General features: G+C 38.4%; 16 protein-coding genes and 2 tRNA genes. 2 read left to right on the top strand and 16 right to left on the bottom strand.

All coding sequences use genetic code 11. The features are described from left to right. Positions 1-46: 46 nt before the first annotated feature. The 3 genes from JXQ92_RS18065 to JXQ92_RS18055 all read right to left on the bottom strand — a co-directional run bounded on the left by JXQ92_RS18065 (position 47) and on the right by JXQ92_RS18055 (position 3013). Positions 47-119, bottom strand: a tRNA-Thr gene (locus tag JXQ92_RS18065). Between the two features lie 106 nt (positions 120-225). Beyond that, positions 226-2376 carry a DUF349 domain-containing protein gene (locus JXQ92_RS18060; protein ID WP_421988046.1) on the bottom strand — a complete coding sequence of 717 codons (2151 nt, stop codon included), beginning with the start codon at positions 2374-2376 and terminating at the stop codon, positions 226-228. Between the two features lie 58 nt (positions 2377-2434). Further along, positions 2435-3013 (bottom strand): YqgE/AlgH family protein, encoded by a 579-nt coding sequence (locus JXQ92_RS18055; protein WP_421988045.1) that lies wholly within the window; start codon positions 3011-3013, stop codon positions 2435-2437. Between the two features lie 69 nt (positions 3014-3082). On the opposite strand from JXQ92_RS18055, the gene pdxH reads away from it, so the two are divergent. After that, entirely contained in the window at positions 3083-3763 is a 681-nt protein-coding gene (gene pdxH / locus JXQ92_RS18050; protein ID WP_421988044.1) for a pyridoxamine 5'-phosphate oxidase, read from the top strand. On the opposite strand, the gene bshB1 is transcribed toward pdxH, so the two are convergent. The 8 genes from bshB1 to JXQ92_RS18010 all read right to left on the bottom strand — a co-directional run bounded on the left by bshB1 (position 3760) and on the right by JXQ92_RS18010 (position 11618). Beyond that, complete coding sequence (gene bshB1 / locus JXQ92_RS18045) at positions 3760-4479, bottom strand: bacillithiol biosynthesis deacetylase BshB1 (protein ID WP_421988043.1); 720 nt, start codon at positions 4477-4479, stop codon at positions 3760-3762. The genes pdxH and bshB1 overlap by 4 nt on opposite strands. Before the next feature lie 58 nt (positions 4480-4537). Then, complete coding sequence (gene trxB, locus JXQ92_RS18040) at positions 4538-5506, bottom strand: thioredoxin-disulfide reductase (protein ID WP_421988155.1); 969 nt, start codon at positions 5504-5506, stop codon at positions 4538-4540. 128 nt (positions 5507-5634) lie between these two features. Continuing rightward, the gene (locus tag JXQ92_RS18035) at positions 5635-6498 is read right to left on the bottom strand and encodes a sigma-70 family RNA polymerase sigma factor (protein ID WP_069835977.1); all 864 of its coding nucleotides are present in this window, start codon (positions 6496-6498) and stop codon (positions 5635-5637) included. Between the two features lie 87 nt (positions 6499-6585). Then, positions 6586-8724, bottom strand: coding sequence for a polyribonucleotide nucleotidyltransferase (locus JXQ92_RS18030; RefSeq protein ID WP_421988042.1), 2139 nt, complete (start codon positions 8722-8724; stop codon positions 6586-6588). A gap of 93 nt (positions 8725-8817) precedes the next feature. Continuing rightward, positions 8818-9093 (bottom strand): 30S ribosomal protein S15, encoded by a 276-nt coding sequence (gene rpsO / locus JXQ92_RS18025; protein WP_421988041.1) that lies wholly within the window; start codon positions 9091-9093, stop codon positions 8818-8820. A 71-nt stretch (positions 9094-9164) separates the two neighbouring features. Continuing rightward, positions 9165-10907, bottom strand: coding sequence for an LptF/LptG family permease (locus JXQ92_RS18020; protein ID WP_421988040.1), 1743 nt, complete (start codon positions 10905-10907; stop codon positions 9165-9167). 78 nt (positions 10908-10985) lie between these two features. After that, positions 10986-11381: an START-like domain-containing protein gene (locus JXQ92_RS18015; RefSeq protein ID WP_421988039.1), complete on the bottom strand. Its 396-nt coding sequence runs from the start codon at positions 11379-11381 to the stop codon at positions 10986-10988. Between the two features lie 163 nt (positions 11382-11544). After that, positions 11545-11618 (bottom strand) — tRNA-Met (locus JXQ92_RS18010). A gap of 215 nt (positions 11619-11833) precedes the next feature. On the opposite strand from JXQ92_RS18010, the gene JXQ92_RS18005 reads away from it, so the two are divergent. Further along, positions 11834-12271 carry a hypothetical protein gene (locus JXQ92_RS18005; RefSeq protein ID WP_421988038.1) on the top strand — a complete coding sequence of 146 codons (438 nt, stop codon included), beginning with the start codon at positions 11834-11836 and terminating at the stop codon, positions 12269-12271. Positions 12272-12320: 49 nt separating this feature from the next. On the opposite strand, the gene rplT is transcribed toward JXQ92_RS18005, so the two are convergent. From rplT to JXQ92_RS17980, 5 genes are all read right to left on the bottom strand, one after another. Next, on the bottom strand, positions 12321-12668 hold the full coding sequence (gene rplT / locus JXQ92_RS18000; RefSeq protein ID WP_421988037.1) for a 50S ribosomal protein L20: 348 nt from the start codon (positions 12666-12668) through the stop codon (positions 12321-12323). 87 nt (positions 12669-12755) lie between these two features. Next, entirely contained in the window at positions 12756-12950 is a 195-nt protein-coding gene (gene rpmI / locus JXQ92_RS17995; protein ID WP_421988036.1) for a 50S ribosomal protein L35, read from the bottom strand. A 21-nt stretch (positions 12951-12971) separates the two neighbouring features. Continuing rightward, the gene (gene infC, locus JXQ92_RS17990) at positions 12972-13517 is read right to left on the bottom strand and encodes a translation initiation factor IF-3 (protein ID WP_421988035.1); all 546 of its coding nucleotides are present in this window, start codon (positions 13515-13517) and stop codon (positions 12972-12974) included. Positions 13518-13609: 92 nt separating this feature from the next. Continuing rightward, a complete protein-coding gene (gene thrS, locus JXQ92_RS17985) occupies positions 13610-15562 on the bottom strand; it encodes a threonine--tRNA ligase (protein ID WP_421988034.1) in 1953 nt (650 codons plus the stop codon). A 119-nt stretch (positions 15563-15681) separates the two neighbouring features. Further along, positions 15682-18189, bottom strand: a complete 2508-nt coding sequence (locus JXQ92_RS17980; protein WP_421988033.1) for a DUF5686 family protein — start codon at positions 18187-18189, stop codon at positions 15682-15684. Between the last annotated feature and the right edge of the window lie 13 nt (positions 18190-18202).

Below are 18202 nucleotides of genomic sequence, written 5' to 3'. Positions count from 1 at the left end.
GAGGTGGGCAAATAAAAAAGGCAATCATTTCTGATTGCCTTTTGTGAGCCTCCTATCGGGATCGAACCAATGACCTACTGATTACAAGTCAGTTGCTCTACCATCTGAGCTAAGGAGGCTTCTTGATCGCTTTTCGTTCAAAGCGAGTGCAAATATATAAGTGTCATTTATAATTGCAAAGCTGTTTTGAGCAATTTTTTCAAAGTATTTTTAATCCATTGAAGATCAAATACTTCTTAATACTCTAAGTTGCTTTTTAAGGGTTTGAACTTCTTTCTGAGCTGTTTCTATTTTCACGTCAAACTCTTCTTTCAATTTATCTGCAGTCTTGGAATTGGCGAAGAAAGCCAAATTGTTATTCCATAGTGAGATATTATCCTCAAGCTCGTTAATCTTACGTCTTAGTGCGCCTTCTTTCTTCTGCAATCTTCTATCCGCACCTTCACCTCTATTGCCTCCAGAAAGTTCAGCTTTTAGCATAAGCGTTTCAGCATCCGACTCATCTAATTTCAATGCAGCTATATAGCCTTTAACTGCGCCTTGAAATTTAGCATCCATAGACTTAATGGCACCCCGTGGTACAAACCCAAGTTCATTATAGGATGATATTAAGGCCATTAATTCGTCCTCGCTTGGGCTTTCTCCGCCTGCTTTCTCAGAGATATCCTTTAACACTGCTTCCTTCTTTTCTTGGTTTTCAACATAAGAGGCTTCAGCCATGTTATGTTCCTTTCGCTTATTATTAAAGAAAGTATCACATGCTTCTTTAAACCTGGCGTATATGGCGTTGCGTTGCTTCTCTGGAACTGGACCAACTTCTTTCCATTTATTCTGAAGTTGTTTTAATTTTTCTGCAGTTTTATCCCATTCTGTACTTTCCTGAAGGGTAATCGCTTCTTTTATAAGCTCTTCTTTCTTTTCGAGGTTTACTTTTCGTAGGGATTCAAGCTTTTTAAAGAACTCATTTTTCTTAGCGAAGAATCCTTTAAACGCTGACCAGAAAGCTTTATTCATTTCTTTTGCTTTCTCCCTTGGTACTCCGCCTATGGCTTCCCAAGACTTCTGCAAGTTGAGTATCTCTTTTGTTTTTGCATTCCAATCATTTATTCTATCGGAATCGAAAGAGCCAAAAACGTTTAAATCTTCAATCAACTTTTCTTTTTTAACCAAGTTCTCTTTCAGGTCACCTTTCAGGTGCTCTAAAAAGTCTTTTCGCTTGCGATATACTACATCGGAAGCTGCTTTAAAACGTTGCCAGAGAGCCTCTTGTACTTCCCTCGGTACGGCACCTATTTTCTTATATTCTTCGTGTAGTTCATTCAATTGAATGATGGCATCTTTCACATTTTCTAATGTACCTAGTGCCTCAGCTTTTTCGCAAAGAATGGTTTTAGCGGCATGATTTTTCTTACGATCTAAGTCTTTTAGTTCAAAGAGGATATGTCTATTGTGATAGAACCTATCGAGCAGCGCATTGTAATTAGCCCATAGGGTTTTTCCTTGCTGATTTGGCACCGGACCAATGGCTTTCCAGACTTCTTGAATTTCTTTAATTGGTTTAATACTTGTAGTTGCATTTTCACCGTCAACAAGTTCTCTTAGGGTTTCAAGGAGCTCTTGTTTCTTTTCTAGGTTCCTAGTTTTAGTAGCCTCACGTTCTTTGAAGTAAGCGGATTTACGATCTCTGATTTGTCTTAATGAGGCGTCGAACCTATTAAAGAGTGCATCATGCCTGAATTCAAAATCTTCAGCGGTACCACCATCTGCAATGTACTTTTCTTCAGCTTCTTTTCGGATAGCACTTTCCATTCCTTTGAAAAGCGATTCAGTCCCTCCGACGATTAAGTCCATTTGAGAGAAATTGGTAAGCTGAGTAGCTGCCTCAATGGCGTCTACAAGCTGCTCTCTTGTGAATGTGCTGTAATCAGGTAGTACAAACTCTTCTTCGACTTTTTCAACTTCTTCTGAAGCTTCGTCATTTGATGCATCGCTTGCTTCAGCTTCAGGTTCTGTTGTGGCCTCGGATGATTCTTCATCAGTTGGAATAGAATTCTGTTCAGCTGCTGCTTCGTGTTCTTGCTCATTAGTTTCTGAGACTACTTCACTAACAGTGGTTTCAACTTCTTTTTCTTCCTCTTCTGTCTCAATTACGGGTTCTGGTTCCGTTACTTCCGTTGCAGGAGTTTCAGTTTCTTCTAGGGTTACTGAGTCATCAGCTTCTGACGCTGACTCTTCTGAAGAAATAGTTTCAACAACTTTTAAGGGTTCAGGCGATACCTCCTCTTCCTTGCTGGCCGTTACTTCTTCGTTCTGATTTTCAATTTGAGGTTGATTATCCTCTTGTTCTACATCCTTCTTATTCTGTTCTTCACTCATAGCTCTAGATCTATCGGCTTTTAACCGCACCGTTACACATTCAAATTTAGCAATTCTATCAATTCAACCGCGGGTCTACGGGGTAATTTGAAAACACCTTGTACTTTCCTCCCATTCCTTCCAAGATTGACTTCCAAAGAAAGTCCGACTCCATATCCAACACCTCTTGGGCAGTTGCACCCTTACGGATGAACCAAGACTGTTTATCCAGCTCTTTTCTTAACTGACCTTTTTCCCATCCTGAATAGCCCAAATAAAACTGTATATCGTTTTCGCTGATCAAATTAGAGTTGATAAGAAATTTTATTTGCTCAAAATCACCACTCCAATAAAGGCCATGGTTCAATTCAATAGCGCCTTCTACTTTTTGATTGTTCAATCTGTGCACAAAATGTAATGTATTTTGCTCTACTGGTCCCCCAATATTCAAATAGGTTGGCAGAATGATTTTCTCTTCCAGTACATCATCTAATTTAAGATCTGATAACTTATTCATTACTAAGCCAAACGTTCCTTGATCGTTGTGCTCACAAATAAGTATGACAGTCCTTTCAAAATTAGGGTCATTTAGAAATGGTTCTGAAATCAGGAAATCTCCTGGTTGCGGGTCTGGTATGTCTTTATCGTATTCGAACATAGTTTGTATAAAAGGAAATTATAAAGGCATTTTTACTTTGCCTAACGAATTTGAAAAACTTTCGTGTGTTTGAGTGTTATATTTGGGTACGATAAGGAAAGCACCATGACTCAATCGATTGCAGATCTCAGAAAAGAATATACTCAGGCTTCATTAGACATTGAATCCGTTGATAATAATCCGATGATTCAATTTGAAAAGTGGTTTAAAGAGGCGCAAAATGGTGAACTATTAGAACCCAATGCCATGGTATTATCAACTTCCGATACCACTGGCCAACCTTTTCAACGGACAGTCTTAATGAAGGCTTTGTCGGCGGAAGGAATAGTTTTTTACACTAATTACGGAAGTCGAAAGGCTAAACAAATTGAGGAAAACAACAAAGTGTCTGTAATCTTTCCTTGGTACGCAATGGAAAGGCAAGTGTCTATTCAAGGATTAGTAACTAAAGTGAGCACTAAAGAGTCATTGAAATATTTTAGTAGCCGACCTCATGGCAGTCAACTTGGGGCGTGGGTTTCTGAACAGAGTAAAGTCATCAGTTCTAGGTCTATTCTAGAAATGAAACTGGCTGAAATGAAACGTAAGTTTAAGGAAGGTAAGGTTCCACTTCCCGATTTCTGGGGTGGTTATAGGATTGAACCTATTAGCATTGAGTTTTGGCAAGGTAGACAAAGCCGCTTGCACGACCGGTTGATCTATACGAAAAATGATGCTGACGATTGGACTATTGATCGCTTAGCGCCTTAGATCAAATCAAATACCGTTTGAATACCAAGCTTGCGATCAACGGTGAAGCCTTCGCCATAAGTAACGCCTATTTCATGGCCGTAATGAATACCACGTGACTCTACCATTTTCATAAATTGAGGCGAAGAAATATAGGTTTCAGGCTCTCCACTATTAGGATCGTGGAATTGAGATTTAAATGCGAAAATTGACTTCATTCGAGTTTCCCATGTTGAAGTGACATCAACTATAAAATCGGGCTCATGTGGGATGCTCTGTATATAGTTATAAATAGCTCTAGGTCTCCATGGTGCTTGATTTAGTCCATCAAGTTCGGTTTTAACATTAACTAAACCAGATAGAAAACACGCCTGTCTTGATAGCTGAGATGCTTTGCCATGGTCGGGGTGTCTATCATCTACTGCGTTGGCCAAAACGATATCAGGTTGATATTTTCTGATCATTTTAACCACTTCTAATTGATGTGCTTCGTCATTGACAAAGAAACCGTCTCTAAAGCCTAGATTTTCTCTAGCTGAAAGGCCAAGTATTTCTGCTGATGCGGCCGATTCTTGCATTCTTAACTCAGGAGTGCCTCTAGTTCCGAGTTCTCCTTTAGTAAAATCTACAATACCTGCTTTTTTACCATCAATTACGGCTTTTGCCAAAGTTCCTGCACAAGATAACTCAACATCGTCAGGGTGGGCGGCTAATGCCAATATATCTAGTTTAAGCATATTGATTGGTTAAAGTAAAAAGCCACGGCAAATGCTGTGGCTTAGTATTGTTATTCTATTAAGCTGTGGCTTCTGAAGCCGACATCTCGAATTCTTTTGCGGCTAAGAACCTCTCTGCGTCTAAAGCTCCCATACAACCAGTTCCAGCGGCTGTTACGGCTTGTCTATAAACTCTATCAGCTGCATCACCTGTAGCAAAAACGCCTTCTACATTGGTGTGAGATGTTCCTGGCTTTACTTCTAAATAGCCAGTATCATCCATATCTAGCCAGCCCTTAAAAATATCTGTATTCGGTTTATGACCAATGGCCACAAAGAATCCACTTACTTCAATCTCTTTTTTCTCACCAGTTTTGTTATTTACTAAACGAGCTCCGGTTACGCCTACAGTATCATCTCCAAGAATTTCCTCTGTTTCAGTATTCCAGAGCACCTCAATATTTGGTGTATTTAATACTCTTTCTTGCATGATTTTAGAAGCTCTCATTTCATCTCTTCTCACAATCATGTAAACTTTCGGACAAAGATTAGCCAAATAAGTTGCTTCTTCTGCTGCTGTATCTCCTGCTCCTACTACCGCTACTTGCTTTCCTTTGTAAAAGAATCCATCACATACTGCACAGGCTGAAACGCCCTTATTGGCAAATGTTTGTTCAGATTCTAATCCTAAATATTTTGCACTTGCTCCTGTTGAAATAATAACAGATTCAGCGGTTATTTCATGCTTGTCATCAATCCATACTTTGTGAGGGTAACTAGAGAAGTCCACCTTAGTGGCTAAACCGTACCTAAGGTCAGTACCAAAACGTTCAGCTTGTTTCTGAAAGTCAACCATCATTTGCGGACCATTGATTCCATCAGGGTATCCGGGATAATTCTCTACATCATTTGTAGTTGTTAGCTGCCCTCCTGGCTGTCCACCAGTATAGAGCACAGGCGTTAAACCTGCTCTAGAGGCATAAATAGCTGCTGTATACCCTGCAGGGCCCGATCCTATGATTAATACTTTTACGTTCTCTGTAGTCATTTCCAAAATAGTACTTTGTTTAAAACTAAGGCACTAACAACTTTTTCGCAACCAATTGTTCCCGAAAAGCTGATAATAAAAAAGGCCCTCTTTCGAAGGCCTTTTAATTATTGCCAATATTATTAAAATTAACCTAAATAAGGCTTTAAGGCTTTACTTCTAGAGGTATGTCTCAACCTTCTAATAGCCTTTTCTTTAATTTGTCTTACACGCTCTCTTGTCAGATTAAACTTCTCACCTATTTCTTCTAAAGTCATAGAGTGTTCGCCGTTCAACCCGAAATACAGTGTGATAACGTCTGCTTCTCTTTGCGTTAGCGTAGAAAGTGCGCGTTGCACTTCTCTTCTAAGAGAATCATTCATCAATCCTGTATCTGGCTTCTCCTCTTGATCATTTTCAAGTACGTCGAGTAAGCTATTTTCCTCACCTTGTACGAAAGGAGCATCCATTGATACGTGACGACCAGAAATCTTCATTGTATCTACCACTTCTTTGGTAGTTACTTCTAAAACTTCCGCTAATTCATCCGGAGATGGTTCACGTTCAAATTTTTGCTCTAATTCTGAAAATGTCTTAGAGATTTTATTTAAAGAGCCTACTCTGTTTAATGGTAAACGAACAATACGAGACTGTTCTGCCAATGCTTGTAGAATTGACTGTCTAATCCACCAAACTGCGTATGATATAAATTTAAAACCACGTGTTTCATCAAATCTCTGTGCAGCTTTAATCAAACCTAAGTTTCCTTCATTAATTAAATCACCTAATGAAAGTCCTTGATTTTGATACTGCTTTGCTACAGAAACAACGAAACGAAGGTTAGCCTTAGTTAATTTTTCCAACGCAAGTTGATCACCTTCTCTGATTCTCTTCGCTAAATCTACTTCTTCGTCAGGGGTCAAAAGATCCACCTTGCCTATTTCCTGAAGATATTTATCGAGAGACTGTGATTCTCTGTTGGTAATTTGCTTACTAATCTTAAGCTGTCTCATTCAAAATTTGGGTTTATCCTATGCTAGGAACGGTTCAAAACAATAATAAGAGTAGAATAGTTCCTACTCTTTCAAACGCTCGAAGTATTACTTCTGTTCAGATTTATTTTCTGGCTTCGGTAATAATACCTTTCTAGAAAGCCTGAATTTACCAGTCTTCTTGTCAATGCCAATTAGCTTAACACTGATTTCTTCGCCTACTTCTAAAACGCCATCCATTTTCTCTAGACGTTCCCACTTAATCTCAGAAATGTGTAGTAGTCCGTCTTTACCAGGCATAAACTCGATAAATGCACCAAATGGCATTACCGATTTCACTTTACCTTCGTAAACTTCTCCTACATCTGGAACTGCCACAATAGTTTTAATACGTCCGACAGCCGCTAACATTGCATCTTTATTAACTGCAAATACAGTAACAACGCCTTTGTCATCAACTTCTTCTATATTAACTGTTGCTCCAGTTTCTTTTTGAATTTCCTGAATTACTTTTCCACCAGGTCCAATTACTGCACCTATCTGATCTTTATCGATTTTGAATCTTTCAGTTCTTGGCACGTGCGCTTTATAATCTTCTCTTGGAGCAGATAAAGCTTCGTTCATTTTACCAAGGATATGAAGTCTACCTTCTTTTGCTTGGTTTAATGCCTGCTCTAATACTTCGTAAGAAAGACCATCCACTTTAATGTCCATTTGACAAGCAGTAATACCATTTGCAGTACCAGTTACTTTGAAGTCCATATCACCCAAGTGATCTTCGTCTCCAAGTATATCTGAAAGGATAGCGTACTTACCTGTTTCAGCATCAGAGATCATACCCATAGCAATCCCTGAAACTGGACCAGAAATGTTAATTCCTGTATCCATAAGTGCTAGTGAACCAGCACAAACAGTTGCCATAGAAGATGAACCATTTGATTCTAATATATCAGATACAATTCTCATTGTATATGGATTACTATCGGTTGGAGGCAGCACTTTTTTCAATGCTCTCATGGCTAGATTACCATGTCCTACTTCTCTTCTTCCAGGACCTCTATTTGGTCTTACTTCTCCTGTAGAGAAGCCAGGGAAGTTATAGTGAAGTATGAACTTGTTGTAACCGTTCATTGTAGCACCGTCAATCATTTGCTCATCTAACTTAGTACCTAAAGTACATGATGTTAATGACTGCGTTTCTCCTCTTGTGAACAAAGCAGATCCATGTGCCGATGGCAAGTAATCTACTTCGCAAGCGATATGTCTGATTTCATTAAATTCTCTACCATCTAATCTCTTAGAATCGTTGAGAACGAAATCTCTCGCTGCTTTTTTATGAATTTTCTTAAAGAACTGATTCATCAAGAAACCGTCATACTCATGATCTTCAGGCAATGCTTCCAACCATTCGTCTTTGATAGCTCTAACATCAGAACTTCTTACATATTTATCTGCCGTTGCTTTTGAAACAGACGCGTAAAGCTTGTCATAAAGCTCAGAATTCATCTTTTCAAAAAGGGCATCATCAATTTTTTCGTGAGCGTATTCACGTTTTTCAGTTGTACCAGCTTCTTCAGCAAGTTCAATCTGAGCATTACACTGAACGCGAATAGCTTCGTGAGCTACTTTCATTGCCTCAAGCATATCTGCTTCAGACGCTTCGTTCATTTCGCCTTCTACCATCATAATGTTGTCCTTATCGGCAGCAACAATTATTTCTAGGTCAGCTTCTTCAGTAATCGCCTTACTTGGGTTTACTTTAAATTCTCCGTCATGTCTCACTACACGTACTTCTGAAATAGGTCCGTTAAATGGAATATCAGATACAGAAAGTGCAGCCGATGCGGCTAGTGCGGCCAGTGAGTCTGGCATTACATTCTCGTCGTGAGAAATCATTGAGATCATTACCTGCGTATCTGCATGGTAATCGCTCGGAAAGAGTGGTCTTAATGCTCTATCAACCAATCGACAGATGAGTACTTCGTGGTCTGATAGTCTTCCTTCTCTTTTTAAGAATCCGCCAGGTATTTTACCGGCTCCAGCAAACTTCTCTTGGTAGTCTACTGATAATGGAAGAAAGTCAACATCTTCTTTGGCATTTGTTGATGATACTACAGTAGCTAGCAACATGGTGTCGCCCATTCTTACTACTACCGAACCATCAGCTTGTTTGGCTAGTTTACCCGTTTCAATCGTGATTTCAGCGCCATCGGGCATTTTGATGGACTTTGTTATAACTTTTGTCATATAGTGTTTTTATAAAATAAGAAAGCAGGTAATCGTTACAACCTGCGTGTAATTAGAAATGGAAAAGGGGATTCATAAGAATCCCCTGTTATATTATTTTCTCAATTTCAATTCTGCGATGATTGCTCTATATCTTTCGATATCCCTGTTATAAAGGTAATCTAACAATCGTCTTCTTTTACCTACCAACTTTAAAAGACCTAATCTTGTAGAGTGATCTTTTTTGTTACTTTTTAAATGTTCTGTAAGATAATTGATACGGTAAGTAAAAAGTGAAATTTGAGATTCAGGAGATCCTGTATCTGTCTTTGCTTTTGACCGACCATGATTCTCAAACAGCTCTTGTTTCTTTTCGCTTGATAAATACATGCTTAGCTAAAATAAATGTGATTAATAATTAAACAGCCGCAAAGGTAGAGATATTACTGAAAACTAGCAAACTAGGCTGTTTTTAATTCTTTTCGCTTTGAAAACGGCTTCTTGAACCTTTTGAGCAAATTAGCATAGAAATCTACCTCAAAAAGGCTTGCGTCATTTCTGGCCTGACGGAGAAAAAATAGACCAAAGGGTAATAAGACTGCATTGGAAATCCAAACGGCTATAGCAGGATCTACAACCCCCTCTTTTCCCCACTTATCTCCAGTTGTATTAAATACATAGTAGATCAAAAAGAAGATCACCGATACTATAACTGGAAGCCCGAGTCCGCCTTTTTTAATAATGGCGCCTATCGGAGCTCCTATTAAGAACATGATAAGACAGGCCATAGACCTCGATATCTGTTGATTTTTTGTTACAACGAACTTTCTTTGATCTCGTTTTACGGTTTCTAGTGAATTCAACCTTGTTTTCAAAATATTGAGCGCTGATCGAGACTTATTAATCCCAAAACTCAAAGCAGAGCTTAACCTTGTATTGTCTCGCCTTACTAAGGTATCCGTTGGGTTATAATACTCATCGAATCGTTTGAGATTTTCCGCAAATGTATATTTCGTATAGGCAGCCTTATTATCTTGGGCACGTCTCCGTTCTTCTATTCTAGCGTTTATCTTATCATTTGCACTTTGCACTACCGCCCTATCAGTAAGTCCATTTTCATCTTGTAGTACTTGTTTATTCTGGGCAATTACTTGCGTTACCTCTCCTTTATTGTCCGAAAGTTGAATGGTATCTTTTTTAACCACCTTAGCCATTTTCGCATCTATTCTCACTTGTCGCATAGAATCATAAAATGCTTTAGGCTTAGAAATCTGCTCTGGAACCGGTGCATTTTTCACAAAGTGATAGTTAAAGGTATTCGCAACAAAACTGAACATTTGCTCTTCACGATTGTGAATATCTCTTTGCATTGAATCAATTCCGGTTTTCAGTTGATTCCTTGTTTGCACAATTCGACTTCTCCTAAACAAGTTCTCGTCAGTATCACCCATTTCAAATGATGACAGGTCAAATGACATTTTACTTGAGGCAAAATCATCTCGTACAAATTGTCCTCCGGCTATTTTGTCTTCGTAGTTTTCTTTAATATTCTCCTGATATCTAGTCCCATCATATAACTCCAGCGTTAGGTACCTTTGATTCATAAAGGAATACATGCGTCCAGAATCTGCTAAAATGACTTCCGTATTACCCTGCACGTTTGATTTTGAGTGATCGTAGATGATGATATCTTTCAATTGTTCATCTCCAATTTTTTCGTTCACCTTGATACTGTACCCTGGAATACCTGTGTAGAAAACTCCCTCTTTAATGTCTAGAGCAGGTTTTTTCGTCCTCATATCCCAAAGCAAGCTATAGGTCTTTAGGTTTGTTTTCGGTACTAGTTGTGTATTTGAATAATAAGTAAAACCAGTTAGCAGGATCACGAAGAGAAAGATTGGCAATAAGGTTCTTACCAATGAAATTCCTGAGCTTTTAACTGCTGTAAGCTCTGAGTGCTCCCCAAGATTACCGAAAGTCATTATTGAACTCAACAGCACTGCCAAAGGGAAGGCATCTGGTGAACTAGAAATTGAAAAATAGGTGATCAATTCCGCAAAAGTCGCCGCACTTAAACCCTTGCCCATTATTTGGTCAAAGTATTTAAGAAGGGTAACTAATAGTAAAATAAAATCCACCACGACTAGTGTCAATAAGAATGGGCCTATGAAGGAACCAAAAACTAGTCTATCAATTTTTTTCATTCAGGACAAATATGCAAAACGAACGCTCAAAGATCATGCCTTTAAGCCGTATTCACAATAATAAATGAAAAGTAAGTTTTACCCTCCTATGATTTGCTTGAGGTTATAAACGATGTTCTCCCAAAGATCTTCTTGTTCTTCGTCATCATCTAAATCCGAGTAATCTGTTATTTGAATAAAAACAGACTGGGTGAGTTCATTCACGTTCAGCTTAAGCTCTATGTAATTAGGGTCATCTTCGTCTTCTTCAGTTTCTGGAAGAAACTCAAACTTTACACTGATATTGGCTTTTTGAGCCACTTTTTTTGCCCTATGTTGATCACCATCCCAAAGAAAACTGAAAACCTTATCCTCGTTGATATTTACATCGTCTGCAAACCATTGAGCAAGCCCACTGGCAGTGCTCATGTAAGGGAATAAAATTTTCTGCGATGCATTGATTTCAAACTCAGTTATAAATTTATTTTTCCCCATAGCTAAAAAAGTTAATGCGAATAAGATAGAACTTATTTACTAGATAACAAACCACAGACCTAACGAGTGTTCGTATAGTCGTGCCTAACATTTAGATATCCATCTTTATCAATGAATTCCAATAAAAAAGCCCAGCTCACAACTTAGAACTGGGCTTTTATTGTAGCGAAGACGGGAGTTGAACCCGTGACCTCAGGGTTATGAATCCTGCGCTCTAACCAACTGAGCTACCTCGCCAAATTACTGCGTTGCCATTTCGTTAGATAATTAACAACGCTCAAAATAATGCTCAATAATATCCTGCTCTAGAACTTGCCCATGGCATTTTAGAACTACATCATTTTTTCAGGGTGCAAAGATATAAATTCACATCTTACAAACACAACATATCTAGACTCCTTTTTAAAAAAATTATCCCCTAAATTTCAGATTTACTTAACCAAATGCTTAAGATGAAGCCACGTTCTATTTTAACACTATTCTTTATACTTTCTTTCACCTCTTGTAATCAAACAAAACTAAGCGAAAACGTTCCTGTGAAATGGGAAGATTCCGAAGTAAAATCGATTATCGACGACTTTTTTATTGCCTTAGGAACTTCGGACAGCACCAAAATGAATAGCATTCTGAGCAATGAGTTCTATATGTTCGAGCATGATGAACTATGGACCAGCGAGCAATTAACTGCACTTATGCCATTAACCGTAGGCAGAGAATGGGAAGTGAAAGATTTAAAAGTAAAACAGAATGGTGACTTAATTCACGTTAGCTATTTCAATCAAGGCATAATTCCTGATGATAGATCATGGTTTGAGAGTATGCTGATCAAAGATTATGACGGCACACTAAAAATTGAGTTTATGCACTCGACTAAACTCTATTTAAAATAAAAAAGCCCTGACTTCAAGAAGTCAGGGCTAGCAAAGCAAGTGATTTAACTTACTTACTGATTTTATCTAATACTGCTTTGAATGCTTCAGGGTGGTTCATTGCTAAATCGGCAAGAACTTTTCTATTAAGCTCTACTTCTGATTGGCCTAATTTACCCATGAATTGAGAGTAAGACATTCCATGAAGTCTAGCGCCTGCGTTGATTCTTTGAATCCAAAGCTTTCTAAATTCTCTTTTCTTAGCTTTTCTATCTCTGTAAGAATATACGAGACCTTTTTCAACGGCATTTTTTGCTACCGTCCAAACATTTTTTCTTCTTCCCCAATAGCCTTTGGCCTGCTTGAGGATTCTTTTTCTTTTAGCTCTTGAAGCTACTGTATTAACTGATCTTGGCATAGTTTTAATTTTTCGATTTTTGGTGATTCACATTTGTGAATGCTTAAAACCAAAACTCCGGTGAAACAATAAACCTTTAAAATTTAATTAAATGTTGAGCATGTGCTTAACGTTCTTCTCATCTGACTTATCTACCAAACCGGCATTTGTCAAATTACGTTTTTGCTTCGTCTCTTTTTTGGTTAGGATATGGCTTTTGAAAGCATGCTTTCTTTTAATCTTGCCAGTTCCTGTCAATTTGAAACGCTTTTTAGCTCCTGACTTTGTTTTTACTTTAGGCATTATATATAACTAGTTTAATAATTATTTCTTTCCTGCTTTAGGAGATAAGAAGAGAAACATTCTCTTACCTTCTAATTTTGGTAACTGCTCTACTTTCGCGTATTCTTCTAAAGCTTGAGCAAATTTAAGAAGCAAAATCTCGCCTCTTTCTTTATAAACAATTGTTCTTCCTTTAAAATGTACATAGGCCTTAACCTTTGCACCTTCCTTTAGGAAGTTTATTGCGTGTTTCAATTTAAATTCAAAATCATGATCATCCGTATTCGGACCAAACCTGATTTCTTTCAATACAGTCTTCGCAGCTTTAGCTTTAATTTCTTTTTGCTTCTTTTTCTGCTCGTATTTAAATTTTGAGTAATCTATAATCTTGCAAACAGGAGGTACTGCTTTAGGCGAGATTTCTACTAAGTCTAATCCCTGACCACGAGACATCTCTAACGCCTTACTCAGTGGGAATACACCCGGCTCTACATTTTCTCCTACAACACGAACTTCGGTTGCAGTAATTCTGCCATTGACCTTATATGGCTCCTCTACCCTACCTCTTGGCGGATAGCGTCTTCTCATTTTAGCGATTGTTACCTCCTTGTTTTATCAAAATGACTGCAAATATCGGCATTATTTTCAAATAACCAATGTGCTTAATAGTTATATAACATCTAATTCTGCCCCAATGAGTTTGCTTTTTCTTTATTGAAATATGCAACGAACTCATCTATGCTAAAACTACCAACGTCTCCGTGGCCATGTCGACGTACTGAAACCGCTCTATCAGCTGCTTCTTTTTCGCCTACAATCAGCATTATTGGTATCTTTTTAACCTCCGCATCTCTAATCTTTCTACCGATTTTTTCATCTCTATTATCAACAAAACCGGTAATGTCTTCAGACTCGAGTACATGATATAATTCCTGAGCGTAATCGGCGTATTTTTCAGATATCGGTAGAATAGCTACTTGATCAGGTGTTAACCATAATGGGAACTCACCTCCACAATGTTCTATCAGAACTGCAACAAATCGTTCTAAAGACCCAAATGGCGCGCGGTGCAACATGACTGGTCTATGCTTTTGATTATCTGAACCGGTATATTCTAATTCGAATCTTTCTGGTAAAGTATAATCAACTTGAATAGTACCTAATTGCCATTTTCGGCCTAGGGCATCTTTAACCATAAAGTCCAGTTTTGGACCATAAAATGCTGCTTCTCCTAATTCTGTTACCGTATTGAGGCCTTTCTCTTCTGCTGCTTCAATAATTGCTCTTTCTGCCTTTTCCCATGCTTCGTCAGAACCGATATACTTCTCTTTATTTTCAGGATCCCTCAAAGAGATCTGTGCTGTATAGTCTTCAAAACCAAGTGATTCAAATACATAAAGTACCAAATCGATCACTTTTGTAAACTCATCTTTCACCTGATCTTGCATACAAAAGATATGCGCATCATCTTGGGTAAACCCTCTTACACGTGTTAAACCGTGCAATTCACCACTTTGCTCATATCTATATACTGTTCCGAATTCTGCATAACGAACCGGTAAATCTTTATATGACCTTGGTCTAGATTTATAGATTTCGCAATGATGAGGACAGTTCATTGGCTTTAGCAAAAACTCCTCTCCTTCGTGCGGGGTGTTAATTGGCTGAAAAGAATCAGCACCGTATTTCTGATAGTGACCTGATGTCACGTACAAATCTTTATGTCCAATATGTGGCGTTACTACAGGTTCATAACCAGAACGTAGTTGAGCTTTTCTCATAAAACTTTCCAAACGCTCTCTAAGTCTTGCCCCTTTTGGCAGCCATAACGGTAGCCCCATGCCCACTTTTTCAGAAAAAGTAAACAGGTCCAATTCTTTTCCAAGTTTCCTGTGATCGCGCTTTTTCGCCTCCTCCAGCATATGAAGGTATTGCGTTAATTCTTTTTGCTTCGGAAAGGTAATTCCGTAAATACGGGTTAATTGTTTTCTTGTCTCATCGCCTCTCCAGTATGCACCGGCCACGCTTAAGCACTTAATCGCTTTGATGAAACCAGTATGCGGAATGTGTGGTCCTCGGCAAAGATCAGTGAAGTTTCCTTGCTCATAGAAAGTAATACTTCCGTCATCTAGCCCTTCAATAAGTTCTAGTTTGTACTCATCGCCCTTAGACTCAAAGTAGCTAACGGCATCGGCTTTAGATACATCCTTTCTTGTGAATGTATTTTTCTGACGGGCTAATTCGAGCATTTTCTGCTCTATTTTTTCAAGATGTGCAGCATCAAATTCTCTATCACCAAAATCAACGTCATAGTAATAGCCGTTCTCAATAGCTGGTCCTATCCCTAATTTAACACCAGGATATAAGGCCTCAAGTGCTTCTGCCATTAAGTGGGCTGATGAATGCCAGAAGGTGGACTTACCATCCTCATCGTTCCAGGTGAGTAATTTTACTGATGCATCGGTTTTGATTGGTCGATTGGCATCCCAAACTTCGCCATCGACTTCAGCGGCTAATACATTTCTAGCGAGACCTTCGCTAATACTTAATGCAACATCCATCGCTGATGATCCTGCTGCGTATTCTCTGACACTTCCGTCAGGGAGGGTGATTTTAATTTGCTCTTGGCTCATTTTAATTGGTACCTGCTGCTACAAACCAACAGGATTTATTAAAACAGTTAATTTTTTACGGATGCAAATATGCAATATTAATTGCAGTTAGCGCTCTTAAATGGTCTTTATTGAGAGAATTATAATGAAAGGTTAAAACTGAATTTAATGCTCGTTTTATCTATACCGTCATTCTCAAGATAGGTTAGTCTTCTTACAAAGTCTACTCGGAAAAATTTAAAGATATTTTCTACACCTAGACCAACTTCGGCAAAAGGTCTTCCGCTTTCTAAAACATTGAAAAAAGGTAAATCGTTTCCGCCTTCATCTGATCTTACCTGAGCAGCTAAAGTGCTATCGCTCACACCACCAAAAAGCACATTACCTGTACCAACTAGTCTCCATTTAAGCTTCTTCATTAGTGGAATTCTATTAAAGACAAAGCCACCAAATTTGTGCTGATAACTCAGTGAAGCATATGATTGACTGACAAACTCGAAGAAGTTCATTGTATTATAAGCGATGTCAGTATAGACGAATTGTTCATTACCAATATGAGCTGTCAATAATGGATAAGGAACATCATCGAATATTTTACCAGCACTTACTTGATAAGTAGAAACTCCCCAGAAGCCCATTTTCAATCTTTGAGATATTCCAAAGTTCACTTTATTATAATCAAAATCGCCTCCTAAACCACTAAATCCTCTGGTGTAGGAGAAGAGAAAAATAGGCCATCTTAATGTACCTAGACTAAAACGGCTATTGTCATTTATTAAAAAGGTTTCATCACGCGCATATTTCAGTCTTATCGTAGCTTCTGTGGTTGAAAAGTCGGTCGCTAGCGGAGAGTCTGTTCGTGTCAAGTCGGTACGATATCTGAAATCGAATGCTGGTCGATAATCCTGTTTTTTGACTTGCAGAACGGCAGAAAAGGCCCTAGAGAATTGCCTAGATGCATCGAACTGATATCGCTGATATCTAAACGGTCTTACCAGGTTTCCTAATTGGGTTAAAGCTAAAAAGGCACTTCCATCGCCTAGACTTGTAAGTGGGTCCGGTTGAATTCCGAATTGATCTATATCATTCCTATAGCTGAGGCTTAAGGTTGTCCACTTATCTCTATCTACGATGAGGTTCGCTCCTAATCCATATTTCAACCGTTCATCTTGAAAACCATATGCGGCATATCCGTTGAATTGCCATTTCCTACTGAAATTCTCGTTAGTTCTACCGCCTAGTCTCAACCGAAACCCTTCAACGTCGTTGGCACCTACCAAGAAAGGCCAAGGCCCCAAGTCGAACTTTCCAACTTCTACATAACCTCTGGCAATCGTTTTAAAGATCTCCGTCCAAGTTTTTACAAAGGGTACTTGATTGAGTGAATCAATCATAGCCATTACATTGATTTCGGTATCGCTGAGTTTATCGTGACGACGAGAGGACCAGAACTTTTCATCTTGCTCTCTGGCGTCCTCTGCCAATTCAATTGTTCTTTCAAAAAACTTGGTTGGTTTTGGTTCAGTTACTTTAAGATTCTTATTTGAGCTATAGAATTTTGCCAAAAAGCCGGCAGATTTATTTGTTAACTCTAACACATCTATCAGAATACGGGATTTGACAGGCAACCATGCGCCAGTTTCTGTTCTTTCTAACTCTTGCTGAATTTTAATCTTTTCAATAAAGTTCAAGTTAGCAGTAGGCTGCATTGTGGCATCTATCTGCTTTACACCAAAATCTTCTTTGGCGATCCATACTTTGCCAATGAATGCCAACTCCTGATCGTTTTTTGGCTTAAAATCCAGTAGATAGCAAAACTCATCTCCGATATAGACACTATCCTCTAACTCATAATTGTAGATTAAGCGCCATGCATCTCCTATTGGTGAAGCAAACTCACGTTCTACAATATTCATTCTGTTTTGGTAGAAATTATACTCTTGAAAGGACGAGCCTATTATTTGAGATATTAACGAACCATCTTCTATACCGACTCCTTTGATTCTGGTCTTTTGAACCTCCTCTTTTTGTAAACGAGGATTATCTCGATAATAAAACTTAGAAAGTGATTCTGATATAAATAGCGGTAAAATCGGCTTGCCATCATCACCGGCAATTGTTTCAATGGAATCCAAGACAGCGGCAATTTTCTGCATGTACTTCTTCTCTCTCAGCTTGTCGGTAATGTTGTCTACGTCTATTTCAATCTTATTATAGCTTTCATATTCATACGCATCCAAGCCCCTCTTATCATTCTTCTTTTTATTATCTATCACCGACCTCATAATGGCAAATGCCGGATTTTCCTGTTTTCTGGCATATACTACAAAATCATCAAGTGCCGTTGATTCGGGTTGAAGTTGAAAATTGATGGTTTGCGTAATCCCCTTTTTATAGATTTTATATTTCTTCTCGTAACCGATGTACGATACAAATACGGAGTCTGATTTGGCATCACCTTCAATTTTATAAAACCCATCAAAATCAGTCGTTGAGCCAATAGTTGTTCCTTTGATAACAACATTGGCAAATGGAATTGGATCTCCCGATTCAGCATCGATAACCTTACCGGTTATTACCGTTTGTCCATTCAGAACAGTAAGGCTTGCAAAAAAAATAAAAATTGAGAAAAATGATTTCAGTTTCAATGTGTTGTGCTTT

This window comes from Roseivirga sp. (assembly GCF_049099775.1).
GTDB lineage: Bacteria > Bacteroidota > Bacteroidia > Cytophagales > Cyclobacteriaceae > Roseivirga.
Note: the sequence above shows the minus strand (reverse complement) of the source record. Positions and strands in the feature narration are given on the sequence as shown.

Coding starts and splice junctions, on each gene's coding strand:
- JXQ92_RS18005 (WP_421988038.1), top strand. CDS start 11,834: ATGAAGCCACGTTCTATTTTAACACTATTCTTTATACTTTCTTTCACC.
- JXQ92_RS18035 (WP_069835977.1), bottom strand. CDS start 6,498: ATGAGACAGCTTAAGATTAGTAAGCAAATTACCAACAGAGAATCACAG.
- rpmI (WP_421988036.1), bottom strand. CDS start 12,950: ATGCCTAAAGTAAAAACAAAGTCAGGAGCTAAAAAGCGTTTCAAATTG.
- trxB (WP_421988155.1), bottom strand. CDS start 5,506: ATGACTACAGAGAACGTAAAAGTATTAATCATAGGATCGGGCCCTGCA.
- JXQ92_RS18030 (WP_421988042.1), bottom strand. CDS start 8,724: ATGACAAAAGTTATAACAAAGTCCATCAAAATGCCCGATGGCGCTGAA.
- rplT (WP_421988037.1), bottom strand. CDS start 12,668: ATGCCAAGATCAGTTAATACAGTAGCTTCAAGAGCTAAAAGAAAAAGA.
- infC (WP_421988035.1), bottom strand. CDS start 13,517: ATGAGAAGACGCTATCCGCCAAGAGGTAGGGTAGAGGAGCCATATAAG.
- JXQ92_RS18015 (WP_421988039.1), bottom strand. CDS start 11,381: ATGGGGAAAAATAAATTTATAACTGAGTTTGAAATCAATGCATCGCAG.
- JXQ92_RS18055 (WP_421988045.1), bottom strand. CDS start 3,013: ATGTTCGAATACGATAAAGACATACCAGACCCGCAACCAGGAGATTTC.
- rpsO (WP_421988041.1), bottom strand. CDS start 9,093: ATGTATTTATCAAGCGAAAAGAAACAAGAGCTGTTTGAGAATCATGGT.
- JXQ92_RS18020 (WP_421988040.1), bottom strand. CDS start 10,907: ATGAAAAAAATTGATAGACTAGTTTTTGGTTCCTTCATAGGCCCATTC.
- JXQ92_RS18060 (WP_421988046.1), bottom strand. CDS start 2,376: ATGAGTGAAGAACAGAATAAGAAGGATGTAGAACAAGAGGATAATCAA.
- thrS (WP_421988034.1), bottom strand. CDS start 15,562: ATGAGCCAAGAGCAAATTAAAATCACCCTCCCTGACGGAAGTGTCAGA.
- bshB1 (WP_421988043.1), bottom strand. CDS start 4,479: ATGCTTAAACTAGATATATTGGCATTAGCCGCCCACCCTGACGATGTT.